The 14,841-nt window shown below is 69.5% G+C and carries 13 protein-coding genes and 4 tRNA genes; 13 read left to right on the top strand and 4 right to left on the bottom strand.

Annotated features, from left to right (window positions below):
- Positions 1 to 123: 123 nt before the first annotated feature.
- Positions 124 to 1,308 carry an MFS transporter gene (locus DEJ20_RS09415; protein ID WP_181431625.1) on the bottom strand — a complete coding sequence of 395 codons (1,185 nt, stop codon included), beginning with the start codon at positions 1,306 to 1,308 and terminating at the stop codon, positions 124 to 126.
- Between the two features lie 183 nt (positions 1,309 to 1,491).
- Here DEJ20_RS09415 and DEJ20_RS09410 point away from each other — a divergent pair, with 183 nt between their 5' ends.
- The 12 genes from DEJ20_RS09410 to DEJ20_RS09355 all read left to right on the top strand — a co-directional run bounded on the left by DEJ20_RS09410 (position 1,492) and on the right by DEJ20_RS09355 (position 13,871).
- Positions 1,492 to 2,310 (top strand): GntR family transcriptional regulator, encoded by an 819-nt coding sequence (locus tag DEJ20_RS09410; RefSeq protein ID WP_111236302.1) that lies wholly within the window; start codon positions 1,492 to 1,494, stop codon positions 2,308 to 2,310.
- 195 nt (positions 2,311 to 2,505) lie between these two features.
- On the top strand, positions 2,506 to 3,423 hold the full coding sequence (locus DEJ20_RS09405; RefSeq protein ID WP_110891720.1) for an ABC transporter permease: 918 nt from the start codon (positions 2,506 to 2,508) through the stop codon (positions 3,421 to 3,423).
- Positions 3,420 to 4,289: an ABC transporter permease gene (locus tag DEJ20_RS09400; protein ID WP_111236303.1), complete on the top strand. Its 870-nt coding sequence runs from the start codon at positions 3,420 to 3,422 to the stop codon at positions 4,287 to 4,289. The genes DEJ20_RS09405 and DEJ20_RS09400 overlap by 4 nt, the downstream gene beginning before the upstream one ends.
- A gap of 101 nt (positions 4,290 to 4,390) precedes the next feature.
- Positions 4,391 to 5,908 carry an ABC transporter substrate-binding protein gene (locus DEJ20_RS09395; protein WP_111235873.1) on the top strand — a complete coding sequence of 506 codons (1,518 nt, stop codon included), beginning with the start codon at positions 4,391 to 4,393 and terminating at the stop codon, positions 5,906 to 5,908.
- A 10-nt stretch (positions 5,909 to 5,918) separates the two neighbouring features.
- On the top strand, positions 5,919 to 6,593 hold the full coding sequence (locus tag DEJ20_RS09390) for a cysteine hydrolase family protein (RefSeq protein ID WP_284183323.1): 675 nt from the start codon (positions 5,919 to 5,921) through the stop codon (positions 6,591 to 6,593).
- Positions 6,594 to 6,686: 93 nt separating this feature from the next.
- A complete protein-coding gene (locus DEJ20_RS09385) occupies positions 6,687 to 8,363 on the top strand; it encodes an ABC transporter ATP-binding protein (RefSeq protein ID WP_284183322.1) in 1,677 nt (558 codons plus the stop codon).
- Positions 8,364 to 8,469: 106 nt separating this feature from the next.
- Positions 8,470 to 9,153, top strand: a complete 684-nt coding sequence (locus tag DEJ20_RS09380) for a flavin reductase family protein (RefSeq protein ID WP_111235875.1) — start codon at positions 8,470 to 8,472, stop codon at positions 9,151 to 9,153.
- Between the two features lie 131 nt (positions 9,154 to 9,284).
- On the top strand, positions 9,285 to 10,601 hold the full coding sequence (locus DEJ20_RS09375; protein ID WP_111235876.1) for an NtaA/DmoA family FMN-dependent monooxygenase: 1,317 nt from the start codon (positions 9,285 to 9,287) through the stop codon (positions 10,599 to 10,601).
- A gap of 46 nt (positions 10,602 to 10,647) precedes the next feature.
- Complete coding sequence (locus DEJ20_RS09370; protein ID WP_111235877.1) at positions 10,648 to 11,961, top strand: NtaA/DmoA family FMN-dependent monooxygenase; 1,314 nt, start codon at positions 10,648 to 10,650, stop codon at positions 11,959 to 11,961.
- Between the two features lie 21 nt (positions 11,962 to 11,982).
- Positions 11,983 to 12,816: an alpha/beta fold hydrolase gene (locus tag DEJ20_RS09365; protein WP_111235878.1), complete on the top strand. Its 834-nt coding sequence runs from the start codon at positions 11,983 to 11,985 to the stop codon at positions 12,814 to 12,816.
- A 45-nt stretch (positions 12,817 to 12,861) separates the two neighbouring features.
- On the top strand, positions 12,862 to 13,359 hold the full coding sequence (locus DEJ20_RS09360) for a flavin reductase family protein (RefSeq protein WP_110894655.1): 498 nt from the start codon (positions 12,862 to 12,864) through the stop codon (positions 13,357 to 13,359).
- Positions 13,356 to 13,871, top strand: coding sequence for an NADPH-dependent FMN reductase (locus DEJ20_RS09355; protein WP_111235879.1), 516 nt, complete (start codon positions 13,356 to 13,358; stop codon positions 13,869 to 13,871). Before DEJ20_RS09360 ends, DEJ20_RS09355 begins: the two co-directional genes overlap by 4 nt.
- Positions 13,872 to 14,150: 279 nt before the next feature.
- Here DEJ20_RS09355 and DEJ20_RS09350 read toward each other — a convergent pair.
- The 3 genes from DEJ20_RS09350 to DEJ20_RS09340 all read right to left on the bottom strand — a co-directional run bounded on the left by DEJ20_RS09350 (position 14,151) and on the right by DEJ20_RS09340 (position 14,500).
- Positions 14,151 to 14,225 (bottom strand) — tRNA-Val (locus DEJ20_RS09350).
- A 47-nt stretch (positions 14,226 to 14,272) separates the two neighbouring features.
- Positions 14,273 to 14,346, bottom strand: a tRNA-Cys gene (locus DEJ20_RS09345).
- A gap of 82 nt (positions 14,347 to 14,428) precedes the next feature.
- A tRNA-Gly gene (locus DEJ20_RS09340) sits at positions 14,429 to 14,500 on the bottom strand.
- Between the two features lie 215 nt (positions 14,501 to 14,715).
- Here DEJ20_RS09340 and DEJ20_RS09335 point away from each other — a divergent pair.
- Positions 14,716 to 14,788, top strand: a tRNA-Val gene (locus DEJ20_RS09335).
- The last annotated feature ends 53 nt before the right edge of the window (positions 14,789 to 14,841 follow it).

Raw genomic sequence — 14,841 nt, 5'->3', positions numbered from 1 at the left:
TCACGCTACCGCCGACACCGACCGTTGGCTCATGGACGGAACCGATCTTCCGCGCATCGGAGCGCCGACGACGACGGTTCAGGCAAGCACTCGAGGCCGAGACAGGCCACTGACTCCGGCGGGCTACGCGTCCCGCCGAGCAGCAGCCGCCGACGGCAACCGCGATGCCACGAGCGTCCCGACGAGCGCCACCACCGCGAAGGCCGCGAACCCGAACGGCAGCCCGATCGCGCTGCCGACACCACCGACGACGAGCGGTCCGACGGCGTCCCCGGTCTCACGCCCGAGCTCCGCTGAACCCATGGTGCGACCGAGCCGATCCGGCGGTGTCGTCCCGGCGAGGTGCGCGAACGCGACGGGTGTCAGCGTGGCGACACCGGCCCCGGCGAGCAGCGCCGCGATGAAGACGGCCACTGCCGAGGGTGCGACGGCGACCACCAGGAACGCAGCGGCAACCGCGGCCGTCCCGGCCACACCCGCCACCCCGGTGCCGAGACGCCCGGCGTCGTGCAGTCGACCGGCGACGGGCTGTACGAGCGACGACGTCACCGCGAGGACGGCGACCGCGAGTGTCGACACCAGGAGCGGGATGCCGACCTCGGTGCCGAGCGCCGGGAGCATCCCCGTCAGGGCGCCGATCGCAGCGCTACCGACGGCCAGGACGACGACCGGGATCAGGAACTGGCGGTCCGTGGCCGCTCGGACCATCACGGCGAGTGTTGCCCGCTGCCGGGGCAGGGGCACGATCGGCTCGACGGCGACGAGCACCGCCACCGCCGTCACGAGGGCCATCACGACGAGGATCCCGAAGAGCCACTGCGTGCTGCCGAACTGCACCACGAGTGCACCGATGACCGGTCCCCCGGCGTAGCCGAGACCCTTCCACGAGCCGTACCGACCGAAGTACGTCCCGCGACGGTGCGCCGGAACGAGGCGCGCGACCGCAGCCGACGAGGCCGGCGAGAACGCGGAGGCGCCGGCACCCTGCAGCAGACGGGCGAGCCCGAGCCAGAACGGGCCGGCCCCGAAGACGCCGATGAGCGAAGCCGCCGCGAAGACGACGAGTCCGCCGACGATCACCGGTCGCGGCCCGATGCGGTCGGACAGTGCGCCGAAGACCGGCTTGAGGACGAGCTCGGCGACGTCGTACAACGCCAGGAAGAGCCCCAGCCACGCGAGCGTCAAACCGAGTTCGAGGTGCTCGCCGCCGACCGCCGCGGCGATGCCGTTCGCACCGAAGGCGGTCACGAACCCCGCGGCGTACAGCGGAGCGAGCCGAGGGGGCGTGGTCGTCGACAGGGCGGTCACGTGCCCACCCTGGCCGACCCGAGGCCGGACCGCCAACGTCGGGCGTGTCCGACGTCCGACGAACCGCGCAACAAGCGAAATCAACACGTAACACGCGCTGCAGTTGGCCGACACGCGTCGTCCATAGGGTCGACCACACCGACGGCGGCGCTGCCACCATCGGCTTCGGACTGGAGACGCGACATGGACACGCACACGGAACTCACCGAGGCCATCGCCCGTGCCCGGAGCGGGAGCGGTCAACGCATCCGGGAACTCCTGCAGTCCTCCCCTCGGCGGGCCCACGTGCTCCTCCGAGCGAGCATCCGCCGTGGCGTGCTCTCCGCCGGGAGACCGCTCGAGGAGCAGAACCTCATCATGTCGATGATGATGAGCCGCACCAGCATCCGCTCAGCACTGTCGATGCTCGGCGCAGAAGGCCTCATCGAACGCCGGCAGCGCGTCGGGACGAGCGTCGTCGCGTCGATCTCCGAGCTGCCGTTGTTGGAGCTCCTGCCGATCGGCGGCTGGACCCGTGCAGAGGAGGACCCGGACCGGCCCTCGGTGTCCCTCGAACTGACCGAGCTCGAGCGCGCGACGGTGCTGGCCGACGAACACATCCGCAGCCGGTTGGAGATCGACGACGACTCCGTGCTCATGCGGGAGGACCTCGTCACCCGCGGCGGCGAACCACTCGGCGTGCTCGTCGGGTACTACCCCCTGGACGCGCCGACCCTGCTCGTGGACGACGACGACCGGGACGCCCGGATCAACGCGATGCGCCAGGTCGCACTGTCCCACGTCGAGGCGACGGTGGAGGCCGTGAACTGCGACGAGCGCACCGCGAAGGTCCTGAAGGTCGCCGTCGGTGCCGCAATTCTGGTGCGCGAGACACTCGTGCGCGGCGCAGACGGCCGCGTCGGCATGCTGGCCTACGGCCACTACCGCGGCGACCGGGTGGCGCTGTGGGCGAAGCACGAGGACGTGCCCGCGATGCTCAACACACAGACGCCCTCGCACTGAGCCGAGCGACCGCGCGCGCCGCCCCGCACGGCAGGCGCGGTCGGCGGAAACCCCGCGGATCCGCGTGTTCATGCGGATCCGCGGCGCGCAATCAAGCGTTACCGACAGGTCACGGTGCGGAATCAATCGGCACATAGCGTCACCTGCACACCGAGGGGATCACCTCGGCACACGCCCAGAAGGAAGGACCGTCCCATGGTGCGGTTCATCGGCTCCCGCGTCACGCGGATCGTCGTCACGGTCCTCGCCGTGTTGACGTTCGCCTTCGTGCTCGCCCGACTGACCGGCGACCCGGTCCGGCTCATGCTGCCCGACCAGGCGACCCAAGCCGACGTCGAGGCCGCCCGGCACAGCCTCGGCCTCGACCGACCGCTGCTCGTGCAGTACGTCGACTTCATGGCCGGTGCGTTCCGCGGCGACCTCGGTGACTCGATCCGTCAAGGGCAGTCCGCACTCGGCCTCGTCCTCGAGCGACTCCCGAACACCGTCGAGCTCGCCCTGACGTCGTTCGTGATCGGCTTCGCGCTCGCCGTGGCGCTCGCGGTGGTCGCCGAGACCACCGGGAGCAAGCGGCTCCGCTCGACCCTGATGTGGCTCGCGACGGTGCGGCAGGCGATCCCGCCCTACTTGTTCGGCATCCTCCTGGTGCTCGTCTTCTCGGTCTCGCTGGGGCTCCTGCCGGCGATCGGCCGCACGAGCTACGCGAGCTTCGTGCTCCCCGTCGCGACGATGGCGACCTTCGAAGTGGCCCTGTACCTCCGGCTCATCTCGTCCTCCTTCGACGAGTCCCGGGCCCTCGACTACGTCCGGACCGCCCGTGCGAAGGGTGTCTCCCGCGGCCGGATCGTGGTGCGGCACATGCTCCCGAATGCGCTCCTCCCGGTCATCACGATCGCCGGCATCAACCTCGGTGTGCTGATGGGCGGCACGGTGGTGCTCGAGATGGTCTTCAACTGGCCCGGTCTCGGACGCCTGATCGTGCAGGGCGTCACCGAACGGGACTACCCGATCGTGCAGGCCGGTGTCGTGCTCATCGCGATGCTCTTCGTCGCCATCAACTTCATCGTCGACATGCTCTACGCGGTGCTCGACCCCCGAGTGAGGCTCTCATGACCCAGGCAACGACCCGGCTCAGAACCCGCACCCAGGCGCGGTCGCTCACCGCCGGACTCGTCGGCGCAGCACCCTCGCTCGTCGTCGCGACCGTCATGCTCGCCATCGTCGCGCTGGTCGTGATCGTGGTGCCGTTCCTCCCCGGTTTCAATCCGTACTCGCAGGACCTCGCGAGTGCGCAGCAGACGCCGTTCACGAGCGGCGCACACCTGATGGGCACCGACGCACTGGGTCGTGACCTCCTCAGCCGGCTGTCGGTGGCGACTCGCACCTCGCTCGTCGTGGCGTTCGGCGCCGTGCTCATCTCCATGGTGCTCGGCCTGGCGATCGGGCTGGTCGCAGGCTGGCGCCGCGGTCGTCTCGACGCGTTCCTGATGGGCGTCGCGGACGTGCAGCTCTCGATCCCCGTCGTCCTGCTCCTCATCGTGCTGGTCGCCGCACTCGGCTCGAGCACCACCCTGCTGGTGGTGATGCTCGGGCTGACGAACTGGGTCGGCTACGGCCGTGTCTCCCGGTCGATCGCCGTGTCCCTGCGGGAGCGTGAGTTCGTCACGGCCGTCACCGCGGCCGGCGGGTCCGGGTGGTGGGTCATCAGCCGCCACCTGCTGCCGAACGTGCTGCCGCAGATCGCGATCCTCGCCGCATTCGAGGTCGGCACGGTGATCACGATCGAGTCCTCGCTGTCCTTCATCGGCCTCGGCATCCAGCCGCCGACTCCCAGCCTCGGTGGACTCATCGCCGACGGCCAGAACTACCTGCAGACCAACCCCGCGCTCGTCGTCCTGCCCGCACTGATGATCCTGATGGTCATCGGTGGGGTCCAGTTCGTCTCGCAGGGCCTGTCCGCGCGCCGCTCGCGTCGCTGACGGACGGGAGGCGCGCCCGCCTCCGCCACGGACCGCACGTCCGGTACTCCCACCCCGCCCTACCCCCCTCCTCACCCCGCTCCCGAAGGGATCACCCCCTCATGGCATCACCCCGGATCCACCGACTGTTCGTCGCGGTCGGCCTCACCGGCGCCGCAGCACTCGTGCTCACCGGCTGCTCGGGCTTCTCGTCCGCCGACGCCGGCAGCGGCTCGACCACCAAGGACACCGTCACCGCCGCACTCACCGCGGAGCCGTCGACCCTCGACCCGGTGTTCGACACGAACCTGCAGTCGCTCAACGTCTTCGAGAACGTCTTCGACCAGCTCACGACCATCGGGAAGGACGGCAGCGTCGAGCCGGGCCTGGCGACGGAGTGGACCCACGACGACGCTCTGACGACGTGGACGTTCACACTCCGTGACGACGCCGAGTTCTCCGACGGGTCCCCCGTCACCGCCGACGACGTGGTCTACACGTACGAGACCGCGATGAAGGACCCCGAGTCGAACCTCGGCGGCTACATGACCGCGATCGACTCCCTCGAGGCGACCGACGACACCACCGTCGTCTTCCACCTGAACACCCCGTACGCGCCGTTCGACCGGCAGGTCACCCTGGTGTCGATCCTGCCCGAGGCGATCTACTCCGAGGGTGCGAAGGCCTTCGGCCAGAAGCCGGTCGGATCCGGTCCGTACGAGGTCGTGAAGTGGACTCGCGGCGACTCCATCACGCTGAAGCGGAACCCGGACTACTGGGGCAAGCAGGGCACCTACGAGAACGTCGTGTTCCAGTTCGTGCCGGACGAGACCACCCGCGCCAACTCCGTGCAGTCCGGTGACCTCGACATCGCCCTGCTCGGACCGGCCAGCGTCGGCGCCGCGAAGTCGTCCGACGCCGTCGACGTCGTCGACACCAAGTCCAACCGGGTCATCTACACCGGCTTCAACGCCACCGCGAAGTGGCTCGACGACCCCGACTTCCGCAAGGCCGTCAGCCTCGCCGTCGACCGCGACGCGATCTCGGAGAAGCTCATGGCCGGCACGACCGAGCCGGCCAGTCAGCTCGTCGCGTCGGTGACCCAGGGCTACGACGACTCGATCGAACCCACGGAGCAGGACGTCGCCCAGGCGAAGGAGCTCGTCAAGGCCTCCGGGTACGACGGCTCCACCATCACGCTGAGCTACCCGACGACCACGCTGCCGCAGATCCAGCAGCTCGCCCAGTCGGTCCAGCAGTACCTCGAGGCGGTGGGCATCACGGTGAAGCTCGACGGCCAGGAGTTCTCGACGTTCTCGTCGAACTGGTTCGCGAGCAAGTTCTCCGGCCTGTACATCTACGCGTTCGCCCCGTCGGTGCTGGACGCCGACCTGCCGCTCACGATGCTCACGAAGTCCGGCGGTCAGGGCTACGCGAAGAACCCCGAGATCGACGCGCTGCTCGAGCAGGAGCTCGCGGAACCTGACGAGGCGGCCCGCAACGCCGACCTCGGCAAGGTGTCGACGATCGTCGACGACAACACGTACTACGCACCGCTCATCGCCGACACGTACACGTACGGCGTCACCAAGGGGCTCGACTGGGCGCCCCGTCCCAACGGCATGATCCTCTTCGACTAGGAGTCACACGATGACCACCACCATCCCCACCGAGAACACCGCCGTCATCGTCGTCGACATGCAACGCGCGTTCTTCGACAACGACGACTCGCTCGGACGCGCCGGCATCGACGTCACCCCGCTCCGGCACGCGATCCCCGGCACCGTCGCCCTCGTCGACGCCGCCCGCGCGGCCGGCGTCCCGGTGATCTTCACCCGCTACGTCTACATGCCCGGCATGGTCGACTTCGGCGTCACGAAGGGCGCCAAGGCGTCCGACCGCATCGCCGCGAACTCCCTCGGGTACGGCACCGACGAGATCGAGCTCATCCCCGAGCTCGATGCACGGCCCGACGAGGTCGTGATCGACAAGTCCCGCCCGAGCGCGTTCTACGGCACCCGGCTGGAGCCCGTCCTGACCGGGCTCGGCGTCCGGAACCTGGTGGTCTGCGGCGTGACGACGAACATCTGCGTCGAGACCACCGTCCGCGACGCCGGTCAGCGCGACTACGCCACGTACGTCGTGCGGGACGCGGTCGCCGAGTTCACGCCGGAGCGGAACCACTTCGCCCTGTTCGGCATGGGCTGGTCGTTCGGTGAGGTCGTCGAGCTCGCCGACGTCGAGACCTCGTGGGGCGGCACGCCGTCCTTCCGGGGCACGCCCCAGCCGCGCGTGGAGACCCCGCTCCCCACCATCGCGGTCTAGTTCCCCCCCCCCCCCCCCCCGCACGGGCCGGTCGATCGGCCGGCCCGTGCGCCCTCGCCCCGCACCCTCCGCTCCCGTCCCGAAGGCAGCCCCATGACGCAGCAGCCGCTCCTGTCCGTCCGCGACCTGGCCGTGACGTTCACGACACCGTCCGGTGAGTTCGAGGCGATCCGCCGGGTGTCGTTCGACCTGGCCGCCGGGGAGACCCTGGCGATCGTCGGCGAGTCCGGCTCGGGCAAGTCGACGACCGCCGCCAGCGTCAACCGCCTGCTCGCCGACAACGGCCGGATCTCGGACGGCAGCATCACCTTCGACGGCGTTCCGGTTCACGACGCCCCCGAGCGCACCATGACCGGCATCCGCGGCAAGGGCATCGGCCTGGTGCCGCAGGACCCGATGTCGAACCTCGACCCGATCCACCGCGTCGGCACCCAGATCCGCGAGGCGCTCGAGGTGCACGGCATCGCCAAGGGCGCGGCCGCACGGACCCGGGTCGTCGAGTTGCTCGAGATGGTCGGCATCCCCGAGCCGGAGCGCCGCGCCCGCCAGTACCCGCACGAGCTCTCCGGTGGCATGCGGCAGCGCGTGCTCATCGCGATGGGGCTCGCCTGCCGCCCGAAGCTCCTCATCGCCGACGAGCCGACGAGTGCCCTCGACGTCACCGTGCAGCGGACCATCCTCGACGAGCTCGACCGGTTGACGAGCGAGCTCGGCACCGCCGTGCTCCTGATCACCCACGACCTGCCGCTCGCCGCCGAACGTGCCGACACGATCCTCGTGATGTACCGCGGGGAGGTCGTCGAGCAGGGCCGTGCCGCCGGGATACTCGCACGACCGGAACACGAGTACACCCAGCGGCTCCTCGCAGCCGCCCCGGACTTCGGTTCCGTGCGGCTCGTCGGCGACGGCCCCGTCACGACGGCTGCACGCTCGACCGGCCCCGACATCGCGGTGGCGGCTGCCGAGCCGCTCGTCCGGCTCACCGACGTCCGCAAGGAGTACCCGATCCGCTCCGGCGGCTGGCGACGGCAGGACCCCTTCGTCGCCGTGGCCGGCTCGACCTTCGACATCGCCCGCGGCGAGACCGTCGCGGTCGTCGGCGGCTCCGGGTCCGGCAAGTCGACGACCGCGAAGATGGTCCTGGCGCTCGAACAGCAGACGAGCGGCTCGATCACGTTCGCCGGCGCCGAGGTCTCCGGGCTGCGCGGAGCGGACCTGATGCGGTTCCGCAGTCGCGTGCAGCCGGTGTTCCAGAACCCGTACGGCTCGCTCGACGCCCGTTGGACCGTCCGTCGAAGCATCGAGGAACCGATGGTCCTGCACGGCATCGGCGACGCAGCGAGCCGGAGGTCCCGCGCGCTCGACCTGCTCGACCGGGTCGCCCTGCCGGCGGCGACGGCCGACAAGCTCCCGAACGAGATGTCCGGAGGGCAGCTCCAGCGCGTCGCCATCGCCCGCGCCCTCGCACTCCAGACCGACCTCGTGGTCCTCGACGAGGCCGTCTCCGCGCTCGACGTCGTGGTGCAGGAACAGATCCTCGAGCTGCTCGTCGAACTGCAGCAGGAGCTCGGGCTGGCGTACCTGTTCATCAGTCACGACCTGGCCGTCGTCCGGATGGTGTCGCACCGTGTGCACGTCATGGACCACGGCCAGGTCGTCGAGTCGGGCACACCCGACCAGATCTTCGGCGCCCCGCAACACGAGTACACGCGGACACTGCTCCGAGCGATCCCCGGAGCACGCGTGCTGGACGACGACCGCGCGGCCTGAGCCGGGCACTGTGACCGGCTGCCCCCGGGAGGCGCACCGACCCACCGGACCCACACCGAGCCTCCCGGCCGACCCGTCCCACGAACGCGCCCCAGGAGGCCACCGCATGTACCTCGACACCTCGTCCGAGCACGTCGACTTCATCTGGATGATCAAGAACGCGGTCGTGCCGCGGCCGATCGCCTGGATCGGGTCGGTTGCACCCGACGGCGGGTACAACCTCGCCCCGTACAGCTACTTCCAGCTCGTCACGATGGACCCGCCGATGCTCATGGTGTCCTTCACGGGCAGCAAGGACACGCTCGACAACATCCGGCACACCGGGGACTTCGTCGTGAACCTGGTCACGGAGGGCTTCGAGGCGGACCAGACGGACACCGCCGCGCTGTTCGACGCCGACGTCGACGAAGCGGCCCTGCTCGGACTCGACACCACGCCGAGCACCGTCGTCACCCCGCCGCGCCTGGCCGGTGCGAAGGTCGCCCTGGAGTGCCGGGCGACCGAGGAGAAGGAGATGCCCGGCGCGACGCTCGTGTTCGCCGAGGTGGTCGGCGTGCACACCGACGACGGCGTCCTCGACGACCGAGGGCGGATCGACATCGAGCGCTACCGCCCCGTCGGCCGGCTCGGCGGCGCGCTCTACACGACCATCACCTCGGCCTACCGGATCCCGGTGCCGTCGGCCGAAGCGGTGCTCGCCGGACACCGCTCCGGCGTATTGGCGGGAACGGTGGCGGACCGGACCACCAGTACGCCCGAGCCGCAGGCGGAAATCCCCACCACCGCCTGAAACCCCTGTTCAGGCGGCGGTACCGGCGACCGATTGCACGCGTAATCGAATCCTCACGGAGCAGTGGTCGCGGCGAAATCGCGCCCTGCTCGAATGGTCACACCACCACCTCAGTCCCCTCTGGAGCACGAATGGCAGCCGACCCCTTCCACCTCGCGTGGTTCACCCCGTTCAAGACGCCCGCGTGGAAGTCCCCCTGGGCCGCCGACACCCCGCTCACCTGGCTCAACGGTGAGTACTACATGGACATGGCCCGCTCGCTCGAGCGCGCCGGTTTCGACTTCATGATGTTCGAGGACTCCACGCTCGTCAGCGACACCTACGGCGGCAGCACCGAGAACGACCTGAAGCACGGGCTGCACTCCCCCAAGGGCGACCCGGTACCGCTCCTGCCGATGCTCGCGCAGGTCACCCAGCACATGGGGTTCATCGCGACGATGTCGACGTCGTTCTACCCGCCGTTCCTCGTCGCCCGCGTGATGGCCACCATGGACCACCTCACGAGGGGGCGAGTCGGCTGGAACGTCGTCACCAGCTCGGAGGACCTCGCCGGGCAGAACTACGGCCTCGACCACCTGCTCCCGCACGACGAGCGCTACGAGATGGCGGACGAGTTCATCACCGTGGTCAAGGAGCTCTGGGACTCCTGGGAGCCGGGCGCGATCGTCGCCGACCGCGAGACCGGGTACCTCGCCGACCACACGAAGGTCCACCCGATCCACCACGACGGGAAGTACTTCAAGGTCCGCGGACCACTCAACCTTCCGGCCGGACCGCAGGGCCACCCCGTCATCTGCCAGGCCGGCGGCTCACCCAAGGGCCGCGACTTCGCATCCCGGCACGCCAACGTGCTGCTCTCGGCCCCGAAGGGCGTCGACCAGATGCGGGAGTACCGCGACGACATCCGCGCCCGGGCCGTCGGGCACGGCCGGGACGCCGACGACGTCAAGGTGATGTACATCGTCCAGCCCGTCCTCGGCGAGACGCAGGCGGACGCCGAGGAGATCGCTCGGCGTCGAAACGAGCTCACCCAGGACCAGATCGAGACGATCCTCGGCATCATGTCGATCACCACGGAGGTCGACTTCAAGCAGTTCGACCTCGATGCCCCGCTCCCCGACGACGTCAGCACCAACGGGCACCAGTCGGGGCTCGAGCAGTTCCGGAAGCGCACCCAGGGCAAGACGATCCGCGAGGCCCTGATGGGGCAGCAGACCGAAGCCGTCGAGCTCGTCGGGACGCCGGCCTCGGTCGCGGCGCAGATGGACGAGGTCATGGAAGCCGTCGGCGGCGACGGGTTCCTGATCCGCGGTGAACCGGTGCGCACCCACTCCCGCCGGTACATCGACGAGATCGCGTCCGGCCTGGCGCCGGAGCTCCGCAGGCGGGGACTGATCCGGAGCGACTACCCCGAGTCCACGTTCAAGGCGAACCTCGCCGCGTTCTGATCCGGACCAGATCCGCGGACGACGTCCGCGGACGACAGGAGTATTCATGACCGCTTCACCCTTCCACCTCGGGTGGTTCTGCAACGGCACCTCGGTGCCCGCATGGGCACAACCGTTCTCCGGCTCGATCGGCGACGACTGGCAGGACGCCCAGATCTTCGTCGACCTGGCCAGGGCGATGGAGCGCGCGAAGTTCGACTACGTCCTCATCGAGGACAACACCTTCGTCGGCGACCGCTACGGCGACTCGATGGAGGTCTACTTGAAGTACGCGATGCAAGCGCCGCGGCAGGACCCGATGATCGTCGCGACGCTGCTCGCCCAGGCGACCGAACGGCTCGGGATCATCGCCACCGCCGGCACGTTCGCGTACCACCCCTACCTGCTCGCTCGCATGGCAGGCACGCTCGACCAGTTGTCGAAGGGCCGGTTCGGCGTCAACGTGGTGACCGGAACGAGCGACCGCGCGCTGCAGAACTACGGACACGACGGGATGGACGAGCACGATTCCCGGTACGACGTGGCCGAGGACTTCGTCCGGGCGATGACCGCGCTCTTCGACACGTGGGAGCCGAGAGCCGTGGTCGCGGACCGCAGGACGTCGACCTTCGCCGACCACACCAAGGTCCGGTACGCCGACCACCGCGGCTCCCACTTCTCGACCCGCGGGCCGCTGAACTCCGGGCCCTCGCCCCAGGGCCGCCCGGTCATCTCGCAGGCCGGCGGGTCGCCGCGCGGCATCGCGTTCGCCGCGCAGCACGCCGACACGATCGTCGCGATCCACTCGTCGCCGGAGAAGGCGCGCGACTACCGGGACCGCGTGCGGGACGCTGCCGCCGCCGCCGGACGGGATCCGGACGAGGTGAAGGTGCTCTTCGGCGTCTGGCCGATCGTCGGGTCGAGCGAGGCCGAGGCCAGGCAGCGCGCGGACGAGCGCGTGCGACTGGCGATGGACAACATCGACATCCCGCTCGCGACCATGTCGAAGTCCACGGACATCGACTTCTCGACCGTGCCCCTCGACACCCCGCTCGGCGAGCTCGACCTGGCCACGAACGGCACCCAGAACTTCGCGCTCTACCGGGACCGCAACGCCACGCTGACGCTCCGAGAGGCGGTCGCGAAGGAGGCCGGCGGTGCCGGTCCGTCGCTCGTCGGCTCGGTCGAGCAGGTCGCCGACCAGCTCGAGGCGTTCGCGGACGTCTCCGGTGGGGACGGCTTCCTGATCGGCACGAACGGCGTCACCCGGCGGTTCATCGCCGAGGTCTGCGACGGGCTCGTCCCCGAACTCCAGGCACGCGGGCTGACCCGCACCGAGTACGACCACGAGCACCTGCGGGACAACCTGCGGGCATTCTGACTCCTCTTGGAAGGAACCAACATGCGCGGATACATCGACACCGACTGGGGCCAAGTGCACTACCGGGCCGGGGGCCCCGCTCCCGAGGCGGCTGCGAGCGTGATCGCGATGTACCACGAGTCGCCGCGCACCTCGGCGGTCTACGACCCCGTGCTCGAGGCCTTCCCTGAGGACGTCGCCGTGCTCGCGTTCGACACCCCGGGGTTCGGGCAGTCCGACGACGCACCGGCCGACCGACCCCTCGGCGACTACGCGACCGTGCTGCTGCAGGCACTCGACGGGCTCGGTGTCGGACCGTTCCTGCCGGTCGGCATGAAGACCGGCTCGGCCCTCGTCACGGCGATGGCCGTCGCGGCCGGAGCGGACCGGGTGCCCGGGGCCGTGCTCTACGCGCAGGAGGAGCCGGACGATGCCGCGTTCGAACACTGGGCGAACGACTGGGCGCCGCCGATCGCGTTCCCGGCGGACGGGTCGACCCTGACGAAGCTCTACGCGAAGAACGTCGGCCTGTACGGCACCGACAACCCACGGGTGCTCTACGAGGCCGTCGCGGACACGATCGCGAACGCCGACCGCTACGCCTCGGTCTACCCGGCGGTGTTCCGCGGCCACCGGCAGACGTGGGAGGACATGCACGCGCTCGTCGCGGCCGGCGTGCACCTCACGGTCCTCGAACCGCCGGCCGCGCAGTTCACTCCCGACGATCCGATCGTGTTCGGCGTCGTCCCTGGCACGAACGTCGTCCCGATGCCGTCGACCGGGCAGTTCCCGGCGCTCGCCACGGATGCGTTCGTCGCGGCAGTGACCGGCGCGCTCGACCGCGCCGGTCTACGAGCCCACGTACTGGCGGACTGAGCGCCGCACCCGACTCCCGTTCGACCCCTTCCCGAAGGAGCACCGATGTTCACCTCTCCGTCCACCGCCGATCCTGCCCTGCTCCGTCAGGCGTTCTCGGGCTTCCCGTGCGGCGTCGCCGCCCTGTCCGCGGTCGTCGATGACGAGCCGACCGTCCTCGTCGCGTCGTCCTTCACGGTCGGCGTCTCGCAGGACCCGCCACTCGTCATGTTCGCCGTGCAGCACACCTCCACGACCTGGCCGGCCCTCGCCGACGCCCCGTCGATCGGAGTCTCGATCCTCGGGGAACGGCACGAACCGGTCACCCGCCAGCTCGCGTCCAGGGACAAGTCGGTGCGCTTCATCGGCGTCGACACCATGATCTCGGACACCGGATCGGTCTTCCTCGAGGGGGCGCCGATCTGGCTCGACTGCTCCGTGGAGCACACCTACCCGGCCGGCGACCACGACATCGTCGTGCTCAGGGTCAACGGTCTGCTCTCCGACTTCACACACAGCCCGCTCGTGTGGCACCGGTCGTCGTTCGCGAAGCTCAGCGCATGAACAGCCCCACCGTGACCGTGGTCGCGGGGAACCCGAAGCCGTCCTCTCGGACGCTCGAGGCCGCTCAGCTGGTCGCGACGGCGATCACCGGGACCCCACCCACCACCGTCATCGACGTGATCGACATCGGTCCCGGTCTGCTCGGTTGGGGTGACCCTGCGGTGACCGAGGCGGTCCGGGCCGTCGCGGTGTCAGACCTCGTCGTCATCGCGTCCCCGACGTTCAAGGCCACGTACTCGGGGGTGCTCAAGCTGTTCCTCGACCAGTTCGCATCCGGCGACGGCATGGCGGGCGTGACCGCGGTGCCGCTGATGCTCGGAGCCGGACCGGCCCACCACCTCGCCCCCGAACTGCTGCTCAAGCCCGTGCTCGTCGAGCTCGGTGCGGTCGTCCCGGTGCAGGGGTTGTACCTGTCCGATCGCGGGTTCACCGAGCCCGGCGCACTCGACCCGTGGCTCACGCGCTGGCGCCCGGCGATCACCACGATGCTGTCCAGTCGAGACCGAAGCTGATGGACCGGCTCGAGTGGTTGTTCGACGCGCAGTCATCAGTTGCCAGGCTGCGTTGAAGTGAACCATCCGTAACGCGAACGCGCGCCGTGCGCCGTCGAGGGCCCTCACGAGGGGTCGTGCTCGGTGTTCACCCCGTGGACCACGTGCGTCCTGCTCAGCAAAGCAACCGGCCCCCGTGGCCCCTCGTCGTCGACCGACGATCGGTCCGACCGGCCGTCTGAATCCCGGGACGAAGAAAGCCCCCGACCGGACCTGGTGGTCCTGCCGGGGGCTTCGTGGTGGTGGGCGATACTGGGATCGAACCAGTGACCTCTTCCGTGTCAGGGAAGCGCGCTACCGCTGCGCCAATCGCCCAAGTCCCTGCGTGGACCGGAGTCCATCAAGGTCTTGGAGGGTGGATCTGGAGGTGGGGACGGGATTCGAACCCGCGTGGACGGCTTTGCAGGCCGCTGCCTAGCCTCTCGGCCACCCCACCATCGAGGTTCACGTCTCCGTGAGTACCCGAACGGTGGGATACCCTCTGGTGAGTCGCGGGCCTTCGAGAAGACCCACACTCGAGCGGATGACGAGATTCGAACTCGCGACCCTCACCTTGGCAAGGTGATGCGCTACCACTGCGCCACATCCGCACTTGTCGTTCCGCTGTCGCGGCGACGACGTAAACTCTATACGCACCGGGGCACTTCCACCAAAATCCTCCCCGTTCACCGGGCGTGTCCCCCGAGTTCATGCGGATCGGGGCGGTTCGACACCCCCTGCGGACAGCGCGCCACACCCGGGCCGCGCGACGTGTTCGATGCACCGCCGGACTTCCGCTAGTATCGATCCGCACGAACAGTGCAGGGGGCGATTGGCGCAGTTGGTAGCGCGCTTCGTTCACACCGAAGAGGTCATCAGTTCGAGTCTGGTATCGCCCACGTAGCAACACGAACACCACCGACAAGAGCCCGACGCAGCAGCGTCGGGCTCT

Source organism: Curtobacterium sp. MCSS17_005, assembly GCF_003234225.2.
In the GTDB taxonomy this organism is placed as follows: domain Bacteria; phylum Actinomycetota; class Actinomycetes; order Actinomycetales; family Microbacteriaceae; genus Curtobacterium; species Curtobacterium flaccumfaciens.
This window is presented reverse-complemented; position numbering and strand designations above follow the sequence as displayed.

Bases quoted from the DNA above. Each gene is read 5' to 3' on its own strand.
- DEJ20_RS09410 (WP_111236302.1), top strand. From the start codon at position 1,492: ATGGACACGCACACGGAACTCACCGAGGCCATCGCCCGTGCCCGGAGC.
- DEJ20_RS09405 (WP_110891720.1), top strand. From the start codon at position 2,506: ATGGTGCGGTTCATCGGCTCCCGCGTCACGCGGATCGTCGTCACGGTC.
- DEJ20_RS09400 (WP_111236303.1), top strand. From the start codon at position 3,420: ATGACCCAGGCAACGACCCGGCTCAGAACCCGCACCCAGGCGCGGTCG.
- DEJ20_RS09395 (WP_111235873.1), top strand. From the start codon at position 4,391: ATGGCATCACCCCGGATCCACCGACTGTTCGTCGCGGTCGGCCTCACC.
- DEJ20_RS09390 (WP_284183323.1), top strand. From the start codon at position 5,919: ATGACCACCACCATCCCCACCGAGAACACCGCCGTCATCGTCGTCGAC.
- DEJ20_RS09385 (WP_284183322.1), top strand. From the start codon at position 6,687: ATGACGCAGCAGCCGCTCCTGTCCGTCCGCGACCTGGCCGTGACGTTC.
- DEJ20_RS09380 (WP_111235875.1), top strand. From the start codon at position 8,470: ATGTACCTCGACACCTCGTCCGAGCACGTCGACTTCATCTGGATGATC.
- DEJ20_RS09375 (WP_111235876.1), top strand. From the start codon at position 9,285: ATGGCAGCCGACCCCTTCCACCTCGCGTGGTTCACCCCGTTCAAGACG.
- DEJ20_RS09370 (WP_111235877.1), top strand. From the start codon at position 10,648: ATGACCGCTTCACCCTTCCACCTCGGGTGGTTCTGCAACGGCACCTCG.
- DEJ20_RS09365 (WP_111235878.1), top strand. From the start codon at position 11,983: ATGCGCGGATACATCGACACCGACTGGGGCCAAGTGCACTACCGGGCC.
- DEJ20_RS09360 (WP_110894655.1), top strand. From the start codon at position 12,862: ATGTTCACCTCTCCGTCCACCGCCGATCCTGCCCTGCTCCGTCAGGCG.
- DEJ20_RS09355 (WP_111235879.1), top strand. From the start codon at position 13,356: ATGAACAGCCCCACCGTGACCGTGGTCGCGGGGAACCCGAAGCCGTCC.